Annotated in this window: 8 protein-coding genes; 7 read left to right on the forward strand and 1 reads right to left on the reverse strand. The window is 38.4% G+C overall.

Annotation, left to right across the window (positions count from 1 at the left end; all coding sequences use genetic code 11):
• Positions 1-64 precede the first annotated feature (64 nt).
• From putP to rlmD, 7 genes are all read left to right on the forward strand, one after another.
• Positions 65-1,585, forward strand: coding sequence for a sodium/proline symporter PutP (gene putP, locus BUB45_RS15790; protein ID WP_073011893.1), 1,521 nt, complete (start codon positions 65-67; stop codon positions 1,583-1,585).
• 651 nt (positions 1,586-2,236) lie between these two features.
• The gene (gene gatC / locus BUB45_RS15795; RefSeq protein WP_073011896.1) at positions 2,237-2,527 is read left to right on the forward strand and encodes an Asp-tRNA(Asn)/Glu-tRNA(Gln) amidotransferase subunit GatC; all 291 of its coding nucleotides are present in this window, start codon (positions 2,237-2,239) and stop codon (positions 2,525-2,527) included.
• Positions 2,528-2,539: 12 nt separating this feature from the next.
• On the forward strand, positions 2,540-4,006 hold the full coding sequence (gene gatA / locus BUB45_RS15800; protein WP_073011899.1) for an Asp-tRNA(Asn)/Glu-tRNA(Gln) amidotransferase subunit GatA: 1,467 nt from the start codon (positions 2,540-2,542) through the stop codon (positions 4,004-4,006).
• Positions 4,006-5,436: an Asp-tRNA(Asn)/Glu-tRNA(Gln) amidotransferase subunit GatB gene (gene gatB, locus BUB45_RS15805; RefSeq protein ID WP_073011902.1), complete on the forward strand. Its 1,431-nt coding sequence runs from the start codon at positions 4,006-4,008 to the stop codon at positions 5,434-5,436. The genes gatA and gatB overlap by 1 nt, the downstream gene beginning before the upstream one ends.
• 825 nt (positions 5,437-6,261) lie before the next feature.
• Positions 6,262-7,164 (forward strand): diacylglycerol kinase, encoded by a 903-nt coding sequence (locus tag BUB45_RS15810; protein WP_073011905.1) that lies wholly within the window; start codon positions 6,262-6,264, stop codon positions 7,162-7,164.
• Between the two features lie 475 nt (positions 7,165-7,639).
• On the forward strand, positions 7,640-7,807 hold the full coding sequence (locus BUB45_RS19970) for a hypothetical protein (RefSeq protein ID WP_162985878.1): 168 nt from the start codon (positions 7,640-7,642) through the stop codon (positions 7,805-7,807).
• 66 nt (positions 7,808-7,873) lie between these two features.
• Entirely contained in the window at positions 7,874-9,256 is a 1,383-nt protein-coding gene (gene rlmD / locus BUB45_RS15815; protein WP_073011906.1) for a 23S rRNA (uracil(1939)-C(5))-methyltransferase RlmD, read from the forward strand.
• Positions 9,257-10,216: 960 nt separating this feature from the next.
• Here the strand turns inward: rlmD and BUB45_RS15820 are convergent.
• A partial coding sequence (locus BUB45_RS15820) for a transposase (protein WP_212590782.1) occupies positions 10,217-11,361 on the reverse strand: 1,145 nt, incomplete at its 5' end.

The raw sequence follows: 11,361 nt of genomic DNA on the forward strand, positions 1-11,361 counted from the left end.
TCCTATGCCTGTAATACTTATTTTATCTTTTATTACTTTATTTACAGAAGGGAGAAAATAACCGTTGACTACAGCGACGCTTATCACATTTATTGTTTATTTAGCAGGAATGTTACTTATTGGTATTATGATGTACTATCGCACGAATAATTTATCGGATTATGTATTAGGAGGTAGAGGGTTAGGCCCAGGGGTTGCTGCTCTAAGTGCAGGGGCTTCCGATATGAGTGGTTGGCTACTACTCGGTCTGCCTGGGGCTATTTATGCTTCTGGTATGTCAGAAGCGTGGATGGCGATTGGCCTTGCTACTGGTGCATATTTAAATTGGCAATTTGTCGCAAAAAGGTTACGTGTTTATACGGAAGTTAGTAATAATTCCATTACAATTCCAGATTTTCTAGCCAATCGTTTTAAAGATCAATCACATATTTTACGTGTGATTGCTGCGTTAGTCATTCTATTATTTTTTACGTTTTACACTTCATCTGGGATGGTTGGTGGTGCAAAACTCTTTGAAGCGTCGTTTGGACTTTCGTATGAAACAGCACTATGGATTGGTGGTATTATTGTTATCTCTTATACATTATTGGGAGGTTTCTTAGCTGTGGCTTGGACTGATTTTGTGCAAGGGTTACTCATGTTTCTTGCATTGCTAGTAGTCCCCATTGTCGCGCTAACACAAATGGGAGGATGGGATGCGGCTGTGCAAGCGGTCGGCGAGATTCATCCATCTCACTTAAATATGGTGGAAGGTGTTGGGATAATGGCGATTATTTCTTCCCTTGCATGGGGTCTCGGTTATTTTGGTCAGCCGCATATATTAGTTCGGTTTATGGCTTTACGCTCGCATAAAGATGTCCCAAAAGCGAGATTTATTGGAACTGCATGGATGGTGCTCGGGTTATATGGCGCTATTTTTACAGGGTTTGTTGGACTTGCATTTATAAGCACCCAAGAAGTGCCGATGTTATCTGAATTTGGCATTCAAGTTGTAAATGAAAATGGAATACAAATGCTAGCCGATTCGGAGAAAATTTTCATTGCGTTTTCGCAAATTCTATTTCATCCAGTTGTTGCTGGAATTTTATTAGCAGCTATTTTATCAGCTATTATGAGTACGATAGATTCCCAATTACTTGTGTCTTCTTCGGCAGTCGCGGAGGATTTTTATAAAGCTATTTTCCGCAAGCAAGCGACAGACAAGGAACTCGTATGGGTTGGTAGACTTGCTACGGTAGTTATTGCATTCATTGCCCTTATGATTGCCCTGAATCCTGAAAGCTCTGTGTTGGAATTAGTTAGCTATGCGTGGGCTGGGTTTGGTGCAGCTTTTGGTCCTATTATTCTATTATCATTATTTTGGAGTCGAATTACACGTAATGGTGCGCTTGCTGGTATAGTAGTTGGTGCTGCAACGGTCATTATTTGGGGAGAATTTTTATCTGGGGGGATTTTTGATCTTTATGAAATTGTTCCCGGGTTTCTATTCAATTTAGTTACGACGATTGTAGTTAGTTTATTACAAAAGCCAAATGAGGATCTTATTGCTGATTATGATGAAACGGTGAAGCAATTGAAAACGTAATCACGTTCATGCAAAAAAAATAAATGAGGTAAGTCATATGGATAAACCATGCATGGCATATGGCTTACCTTGTTATTTAAGTTGGAGATGAAAAATCGGAAAACGAGCTTGTATTCTCCAAAAAGTTTGCTATGCACCTTTTTTTACAGGTCTATATGTATCCATTGCACTCATTCTCACTGTACTACTCTACTTTAGTTGCTTAGTCATAGGGTATTCTGCTATTATCAATAGTGTTACGAGCGTTTCATTTGCGTACGAAGATTGTGAATTTTAGCTAAGCAATAGCAACATTTATATTTAATAAAAACGTAGCCGTTGTATTATCCTATATATGGTTGCCCTTTCGCTTTACGCGTTTCTACAGGGAGGATTTTCTTTCATTCGTAAGTTAGGAGCTTTTAGAAAAACTTGGCTTGTCACCAAGTCCTATGGAGGAAAAACGAAGCTTTCTAATAGGACAAAACTGGATTTAGTTGCTGTTAGCTCTTGTTTTGACTGATCCAGCAACATCTTCCATGCTCGAAGTCACTTTATAGTTGTAAAGCGGTTGTTGGTAAAAGCCGTCTTGGAAAGAAAGTACGATGGTAAATTTAAATCATGCATACCTTTGAAGTGTGCAAGCTATATATGTAGTTTGGAGGGAAATAAATGGAAAAAATATCAAAAGATCAAGTGAAGCATGTTGCCCATTTAGCGCGTTTACATGTATCAGAAGAAGAAGCTGCCATGTTTACGGAGCATTTAAGCTCTATCATTACTTACGCAGAACAGCTCAATGAACTGGACACAACGAATGTAGAACCGACGACACATGTACTGGATATAAAAAATGTGATGCGTAAAGATGAGCCAAAGCAATGGATTACACAAGAAGAAGCACTGAAAAATGCTCCAGATCACAAAGATGGTCATTTCCGTGTACCATCCATATTGGAGTAAGGAGGGAACAACATGGCGCTATTTGATTACACGATCAAGCAGTTAGAAGAAAAGGTACATAATGGTGAAATTACGGTAGAAGAGTTAGTAAATGCTTCGTATGAACGCATTCATGAAGTGGATGATGAGGTTCATGCATTTTTAACGTTAAATGAAGAAAATGCGAGAGCCCAAGCAAAAGAACTGGACAAACAAGCGGATAAAACAGCTGCATTATTTGGAATGCCGAGTGGTATTAAGGATAATATCGTAACAAAATCGCTGCGTACGACATGCGCGAGTCAGTTTTTGGATAACTTCCATGATCCTTTATATAATGCAACAGTCGTTCAAAAATTGAGCGAACAAAAAGCAGTTACAATTGGTAAATTAAACATGGATGAATTTGCGATGGGTTCATCAAATGAAAATTCAAGCTATGAACCGACACGTAATCCTTGGAATACGGATTATGTTCCTGGGGGCTCTAGTGGTGGTTCAGCAGCAGCTGTGGCTGCCGGTGAAGTGTTATTCGCATTAGGCTCAGATACAGGTGGATCGATTCGTCAACCAGCTGCATTTTGTGGTGTAGTAGGATTAAAGCCAACATACGGTAGAGTATCCCGATTTGGTTTAGTCGCTTTTGCGTCTTCTTTAGACCAAATTGGACCATTAACACGAACAGTAGAAGATAATGCTCGCGTGCTAGAAGTAATTGCAGGTCACGATGCGATGGATTCAACGAGTGCAGATATAGAAGTTCCTGCGTATACGGCAGCATTAACAAATGATGTAAAGGGACTAAAAATTGCGGTACCGAAAGAATATTTAAGTGAAGGTGTTGCTCCAGAGGTAAAAGCGTCGGTCATGGAAGCATTAAAGGTATATGAATCTTTAGGCGCTACGTGGGAAGAAGTTTCCCTACCACATTCTAAATATGCTGTTGCGACTTACTACTTGTTATCTTCATCGGAGGCGTCGGCTAACCTTGCTCGCTTTGACGGTGTTCGTTACGGTGTTCGTTCGGAGAATGCAGATAATATGATTGATATGTTCAAAAAATCACGCAGCGAAGGTTTTGGTGAGGAAGTAAAACGCAGAATCATGCTTGGTACGTTTGCTCTTAGCTCGGGGTATTATGATGCGTATTATAAAAAAGCGCAAAAAGTACGTACCTTAATCAAACAAGATTTCGAGCAAATTTTCCAAGATTACGATGTAGTTATTGGGCCAACAACACCTACACCAGCGTTTAAAGTTGGAGAAAAGGTAGACGATCCATTAACGATGTATGCAAATGATATTTTAACGATTCCCGTTAATTTAGCTGGCGTCCCTGGTATTTCCATTCCGTGTGGTTTCGCAAAAGAAGGATTACCAATTGGCTTGCAAATTATCGGAAAACACTTTGACGAAGCAACGGTTTATCGCACCGCACATGCGTATGAACAAGCGACCGATCATCATAAACAACGCCCTCAGCTAGGAGGTGCCAAGTAATGAACTTTGAAACAATTATTGGCTTAGAGGTACATGTTGAGTTAAAGACACAGTCAAAAATATTCAGTCCTAGTGTGAATGCTTTTGGTACAGCACCGAATACAAATGTTAATCCAATTGACCTCGGTTATCCAGGTGTATTACCGGTACTAAACGAAGAAGCAGTTAACTTTGCGATGAAAGCAGCGATGGCTTTAAATTGTGACATTGCAACAAATACGAAATTTGACCGAAAAAATTATTTCTATCCAGACAATCCAAAAGCGTATCAGATTTCCCAATTTGATCAACCAATTGGTGAGAATGGTTGGATTGAAATTGAAGTACATGGAAAGAAAAAACGGATTGGTATTACCCGCCTTCACTTAGAAGAAGATGCTGGGAAGCTAACCCATGGTGATGATGGTTACTCTCTAGTCGATTTTAATCGTCAAGGAACGCCTTTAATTGAAATTGTTTCCGAACCAGATATGCGCTCTCCAGAAGAAGCGTATGCCTATTTAGAAAAACTAAAAAATATTATTCAATATACTGGTGTATCTGATGTGAAAATGCAGGAAGGTTCTTTACGTTGCGATGCGAACATTTCTTTGCGACCAATTGGACAAGAAGAATTTGGTACAAAAACGGAACTAAAGAATTTAAACTCCTTTAGCTTTGTACAAAAAGGGTTAGAATTTGAAGAAAAACGTCAGGAAAAAGTGTTACTTTCAGGAGGGCAAATTCTGCAAGAAACACGCCGTTATGATGAAAAAACGAAGGAAACGATTCTTATGCGTGTGAAAGAAGGCTCGGATGATTATCGTTATTTCCCAGAACCGGATCTTGTTCCGCTTTATATTGATGATGCTTGGAAGGAACGCATTCGCAAGGAAATTCCTGAACTTCCAGATGCGCGTAAAAAACGTTATATGGAAGAATTAGACTTATCAGAGTATGATGCTACGGTAATGACCAATTCCAAACAGATGGCTGATTTCTTTGAAGAAGCGATCGCTCACGGTGCAGATATGAAGCAAGTTTCTAACTGGTTGATGGGTGAGATTTCTGCTTATATGAATAAACACCTAAAAGAGCTAGATGAATTAGCGATTACGCCAGAAGCACTTGCCAAAATGATTCAGCTCATTGCTGATGGTACAATTTCTTCAAAGATTGCGAAGAAGGTATTCGCAGAGCTAGTTGAACACGGCGGCGATCCAGAGAAGATTGTTAAAGAGAAAGGTCTCGTGCAAATCTCTGACGAAGATCAGTTGAAAGAGATCATTTCCAACGTGCTTGATGAAAATGAACAGTCCATTATTGATTACAAAAATGGGAAAAATAAAGCGGTTGGCTTCTTAGTTGGTCAAGTGATGAAAGCAACGAAAGGGCAAGCCAACCCGCCAATGGTTAATAAAATTTTATTAGAAGAAATCAACAAACGATAAGCTAGCACCTGGGCTATTCAGATTTAATGAATAGCCCAGACTTATATATGGAAGATGATCGTGCTGTAAGTCGCCCACGAAATGGGAAGCACGCTTGCTCCATACATGGCAGTGCAGATAAGAGAGAAAGAAAATCCTTCTTCTAATGTACATAAAGTGCTGTAAGGTTTCCGTTTGAAGAATATATCCTGTAAGCTGAAGGGAATAACAGGCTTTGTTAAGAGAAGAGTCACAAGCCCTTGTGAAAGAAACCTACTCAAGGATTTAGTTTCTCTTTAGAAAGAATAAACTAACTTGAGAAAAGAACTATTTACAATGTACAGTTTTGGTGAAGAGAGGTTTGTCATACAATTGTTCATAAAAAGTTTCCTAAACAGCTCTTTTCAAAATGTTGGAAAACGGCTATGATAAAGATTGGACTTATTAATGAATTACGTTTGATCATTTTAAAATAAATCATGTTAACACGCCTAATTTGGAGAGAGATAAGTAGGAATAACGTTTCTTAGGTCTTTAAACGATGCCTTTGCATGATACGAAGGTAGGAAAACTTCACCATAAAAGTGGTAATTAGCCATGTTTGTACAAGTCATATGGTGGAGCTCCTATTTTAAAATTTTTCTAATCACATGCTTTTGTCATGATTGAATTTGAATGCACGATAGGGAAGTATGAAAGTTTTAGAGTTTATCGTATTACAAAGCGAAGGCTTAAGCAATACAAATTTACCGATAAGCGAAGCTATTGTAAGCGTCTTTTAAAATGAAATGGCATGGATAAATGTTACGAAGGTCCTGTATACTGGTGCCAAGCGGAGGGAAAGCAATGAATAAAGCACGTATTATCTATAATCCTACGTCCGGTAGAGAAGCCTTTAAAAAGGAGCTACCAGCAGTATTAGAAAAGCTAGAAGTAGCCGGTTATGAAGCTTCTGCTCACGCAACGACTTGTGAAGGAGATGCCATTCAAGCTGCGCAATTAGCTGTTGAACGAGGGCATGACCTTGTGATTGCTGCTGGTGGAGATGGAACGATCAATGAAGTCATCAATGGTTTAGCAGAGCGAGAGAATCGTCCCAAACTTGGAATTATACCTGTGGGGACGACGAATGATTTTGCTAGAGCTTTGCATATTCCACGGGATATCCAAAAAGCTGTTGATGTAATTGTGGCTGGACAATCGATGTATTTAGATATCGGCAAAGTAAACGATCATTATTTTATGAACATTGCTGGTGGAGGTAAACTTACTGAACTGACTTATGAAGTGCCAAGCAAACTAAAGACGATGCTTGGGCAGTTAGCTTATTATATGAAAGGTATTGAAATGTTGCCTTCCTTAAAGCCATCCAAAGCAAAAATTGAATATGATGGCAATGTCATTGATGATGACATTATGCTTTTTCTTATTTCCAATACAAATTCCGTTGGTGGTTTTGAAAAACTAGCGCCCGATGCAGATATGCAAGACGGATATTTTGATTTAATCATATTAAGAAAAACGAATTTGGCCGAGTTTATTCGAATTGCCACTTTAGCATTGCGCGGAGCACATTTAGAGGATAGTCATGTTATTTATGTGAAGGCGAAACATATCAAGGTGACAACGGATGAAAAAATGCAATTAAATATTGACGGGGAATATGGCGGATTGCTTCCGGGAGAATTTGAAAATCTGCAACAACATATTGAATTTTTCGTTCCAGCGGAATTTATAGAAAAAAATTAACGACTGCTTTTTTGAGTTACACGACAAAGTTTAGATGAAAACGTCTAACTTTTTAGTGTGCCTCTTGGAAGCAGTTTTTTTATGTGTAGAAAATTATTGTAATTTAATTATAGTATAGAAAACAAAGGCCTTCGGAACGATTGAGTCTGTTTTTATGTTGCTTGATGAGCTGATGCTGAGACTACTGGAAAATGGAGCGCTCCATATGTTTTAGTCAAATATAAAGATAATGCGAATGGAAAGTGGCAAGTTGTAACAATTAATATTTACACCAATAACTTTCAGCCACACGTGTGTGAATTTCTGCCGGAGAAATTGTGAACATTAGCGAAAAAGTTGTGAACTTCGGCGTAAAAAATGTAAACTTCAGCGACTTTCGTGAAAACTCAGGCGAATTTCTAGTGAACTCTTCCTTTAAAAAGAATAGAAGGAATGATAATATAGTGAATATTAGAAAAATTTTAGGGGGATTTTTGTGGAGGAAGAATTTTATGTTGGTTGGGGAACATTGGCATTGATTAATGCTGGATTAGCTCAAGGAAAGAATCGTACAGGGTTCAATTGGTTTGTGCTGTCTTTATTCATAGGACCTATTGCAACACTAAGTTTGTTGCTCGTTGAGAAGTATCCAGAAGACGAATAAATGGTGTGCTGGCTTTACTTCTATGATAAGATAGGAACACAAACTAGTGTATAAAGGAAGAGAAACATGGCAAAAAAAGCATTACCCGTAAAAAAGAATGAAACGTTGACGCTCACATTTGAAGATTTGACCCACGAAGGAAACGGCGTGGCGAAAGTGAATGGCTATCCTTTATTTGTACCGTATGGATTGCCAGGCGAAAAAGCGCTCGTGAAAGTCGTTAAAGCGAATAAAAATTTTGGCTTTGGAAAAATTTTAGAGGTAAAGCAAGCGAGCGCGGAGCGAGTTGAAGCGCCTTGTAACGTCTATTATAAATGTGGTGGCTGTCAATTACAGCATATGAGCTATTCATTACAATTAGAGATGAAGCGAAACCAAGTGAAAAATGTAATGCGGAAAATAGCGCATATGGATCATATTCCTGTTCATCCTACATTAGGTATGACCGATCCATGGCGTTATCGTAATAAAGTCCAAATTCCAGTGGGGGAAAAAGAAGGCGCGATAATTACCGGCTTTTATCAAAAACGCAGTCATCGTATCATAGATGATATGGATACTTGTGTCATACAGGATGAAGTGAATGATCGCATGGTAGAAGCAGTGCGCAGAATTGCCTCGCAGTTAGGAATTTCTGCTTATGATGAATCGACACATCGCGGAGTATTACGTCATATTATGGTGCGTACAGGAAGAGAGACGAAGGATACAATGATCGTCCTAATAACGAGGACGGAAAATCTGCCACAACAAGATGAACTCATTCAAGCATTGACAGAAACGTATCCTCACGTCAAATCTATTATTCATAATGTGAATAAAGAAAAAACGAATGTGATCCTTGGCAAGAAGTCAAAAATTATTTGGGGAGAAGCTTATATTTACGATACAATCGGCGACATTCGATTCGCTATTTCCGCCAAATCATTTTACCAAGTTAATCCGCCTCAAACAAAAGTCCTTTACGAAAAAGCGTTGGAATATGCCAAACTGAGCTCATCCGATGTGGTGATTGATGCATATTGTGGTATTGGTACGATTTCCTTATTTTTGGCACAACAAGCGAAAAAAGTTTATGGAATAGAAGTTGTTCCAGAAGCAATTAGCGATGCTAAGAGGAATGCGGAACTAAACGGAATTACCAATGTCGAATTCGTTGTAGGTGAAGCGGAAAAAGTAATGCCATGGTGGAAAGCACAAGGATTGCGCCCCGATGTTATTATCGTTGATCCGCCACGCAAAGGCTGCGACGAAGCGTTTCTTAAAGCGATGATCGAGATGGAACCAAAACGGATTGTGTACGTTTCCTGTAACCCATCTACATTAGCTCGGGATTTAAACATATTAGATGCAGGCGGCTATGAAACGAAAGAAGTGCAACCAGTTGACATGTTTCCACAGACGAATCATGTGGAGTGTGTGGCGGTGTTACAAAGAGAAGTTGTCTAACTAATTTAGATAATCCCGAAACAAAATAAACATTACCGATTAAGACCCCGATTTCGTGAAAATAAACACTTCCAATTTCCGGGTCTTTTTCATGCTCATCCCTTGTCTTGTCTCGGTTTTCTCGTGTTTCCATTACGCAACATTCTCGGAGAACTTTATTTTAAAACAGAAAAAAAGGTGATAAAACAGACGTATTATAAGGGGGAAATGGAGTATTTTTGAATAAAAAATCCTTCAAAATGGGGGTTCGGTAGGAAAATTTTATTTAACTCGAATAGTGGAATGGGAGGGAAGATTTGAGGGAAGATTTTTTAACGTCACAGAAATTGTAGCTAAACAATAGAAACTGACAAAATAGCCAAAAATTAAGAAAAAAACGTGAAAAAGCAAGGGAAATTTGAAAGAATCCCTTTTGTATTGGGCTTAATAATTATGAGTTGCAAAACTCTATTATCACCTAATAATAAAGTCTTACAAAAAACGTGAATCAAAAGGTAGGAAAAAGTTTTATAAGCGTGTTTAAATACTTTTGTTTATAGAAATTAATGAGAACTACTTAATGTCACAATTATAATTGTGTAAAGATATTTACAGACTTTTACTCGCGTTCTTATTTTTTGCAGTATCTCCATGTCTGAATCCCTCAATGATTCCGTTGAATGTAATAGAGATAGACAGTATCTATTACTAAATAATTTGTTTTGACCAATCAATACTTATATGTTTTATGTGGTAGAATTAGGAGTAAAAAATGTATGGGGGAATAGTATGTTTAGAGGCAATTTTGAAAAGGTGTTGGGGATAAGGAGCTGTCGCAAAATGCATATTATGCATTTGCTGACAGCTCCTTTTTATATATGAGATTGCTCGTTTTAAGATGCATTATTTTATTTATGGTGATAAAGGGAAATTTAATCGGTTTTTGACGCACTTAAATAAGCCTCGCCTTTTTTTATTTTTTTAAGCTGTCTTTAATGGATGATAATACAGGTTTAGGCGATTAGCTTGAATTTTCGTATGTATTTTATTGAGATTATAACCAAATGCCAGGATTAAAAGTTCGTTTCGTACATTACCTGTTCCTCGCGTACGAAATTTCTTCAAATGATAATCTTCCTTCAGTACGCCGAACGTTCCTTCCACTTGAATGGAACGATTCATACGGTACAGTGTGCCTGTTTCTGTTAGAATATTTTCTTGCGCTGTTTCCCGGTATGCCAGAAATTCCTTGGCTACATGCAGTTGGCGATTCCCTTTCGCTTTTGTACATTTTTCTTTGAGCGGACAACCTGTACAATCTTCACATTCGTAGACGGTTACCTTAGATTGATAGCCAGTCTGCGAGGTTCGCGTGTAGTTTCTAATGGCATGCAGCTGCTGGTTATTGGCACAGGTATAGGTATCTGTGCTTTTATCATAAGCCATGTTTTCTCGGTGTCTGATGTCCTTTTTGAAAGAAGCTTTTTTCTTGCGTTCATGATTTTGCGGCTTGATATAGGCCGTCTGTTTTTGCTTCTTTAAATACACGTAATTTTCTTCGCTTTCATATCCAGAATCTGCGACGATGTTGCGATAGGTAAAGGGAAGATGTTCCTTTACGTATTGAAGCATTGGAATCAATGTTGTTGTGTCGTTTCGATCGGAAAACGCATTGATCCCAACGATAAATTCCGCATCCACGGCAGCTTGGACATTATAAGCTGGTTTGAGTTGACCATTCCTCATATGATCATCTTTCATTCGCATAAACGTGGCATTATGGTCTGTTTTAGAATAACTGTTTCGTTTCTCTCCCATAATCTGATTGGAAGTATCGTAGTGTTCTTTACGTTGAAGCATTTCCTTTACTTGTTCATGATAACGTTGAAGGACCGTTTTTCTTTTCCCTTTTCCATAAACGAACGTGATGTTTTCTTTCGCTTTTACTTTCTCCAGGAAAACAAGCACTTTTTTCAAATCTTCTAAAAAAGTCTCGTAAGGACTGGTGAAAATCTGACAGTATGTTGTATTAATCTGTTCCAGCAGGGCTTGCCATTTGGTATACATCTTGGCTTCATGTTTGGTGATTGCCTTTTTCCATACGAAAGAATATCGGTTGGCATACG

Source organism: Virgibacillus chiguensis (assembly GCF_900129865.1).
GTDB classification, from domain to species: Bacteria; Bacillota; Bacilli; order Bacillales; family Amphibacillaceae; genus Virgibacillus; species Virgibacillus chiguensis.

Excerpts from the sequence above, each read along its gene's own strand:
- gatC (WP_073011896.1), top strand. The coding sequence starts at position 2,237 with ATGGAAAAAATATCAAAAGATCAAGTGAAGCATGTTGCCCATTTAGCG.
- gatA (WP_073011899.1), top strand. The coding sequence starts at position 2,540 with ATGGCGCTATTTGATTACACGATCAAGCAGTTAGAAGAAAAGGTACAT.
- gatB (WP_073011902.1), top strand. The coding sequence starts at position 4,006 with ATGAACTTTGAAACAATTATTGGCTTAGAGGTACATGTTGAGTTAAAG.
- BUB45_RS15810 (WP_073011905.1), top strand. The coding sequence starts at position 6,262 with ATGAATAAAGCACGTATTATCTATAATCCTACGTCCGGTAGAGAAGCC.
- rlmD (WP_073011906.1), top strand. The coding sequence starts at position 7,874 with ATGGCAAAAAAAGCATTACCCGTAAAAAAGAATGAAACGTTGACGCTC.